Origin of the sequence: Chimaeribacter coloradensis (genome assembly GCF_002858715.1) — a bacterium.
Lineage (GTDB): Bacteria > Pseudomonadota > Gammaproteobacteria > Enterobacterales > Enterobacteriaceae > Chimaeribacter > Chimaeribacter coloradensis.
Map to the genome: position 1 here is coordinate 1 of NZ_PJZH01000079.1, position 399 is coordinate 399.

1 protein-coding gene is annotated in these 399 nt (G+C 65.2%); it reads right to left on the reverse strand.

Annotated elements, in window-relative coordinates; translation table 11 throughout:
• Nucleotides 1–399, reverse strand: a 399-nt coding sequence (locus CYR32_RS21215) for a type VI secretion system Vgr family protein (RefSeq protein ID WP_146000752.1), incomplete at both ends; no start/stop codon positions are given.

The window sequence follows — 399 nt, forward strand, 5'->3', positions numbered from 1 at the left end:
CGCGCCCTGCGGGGCGTGCATCAGCAGCACCGCCTGTTTCAGTGCATCCAGGCTCTGTTGCAGCAGCGCGATTTGCGCCTCTACATCCGCGGGGGCAGCTTTGGCGGTCTGGGCATCGTCCGAGAGCTTTTGCGCCATCTCCTGCAGGCCGCTCATCTCGCTGATAACCGCGTCCATTTCCAGCACCTTGCCCTGCGCCATGGGCTGCGCATCGGCGCTGATAAACAGCCCTTTCCCGGCGCGTAGCGTGCCGTAACTGTCGGTGCGCAGCTCAAAGCCCTCGCCGCGCGGCTGACGCTCGCTGTCCACCAGATGCCCGAGGTTGAGCTGGCTTTTGCCGCCGTACTCGGTGGCGAGCTTGATGTGCTCCTGCCCGCGGGTGTCATCGAGGCGCAGTTT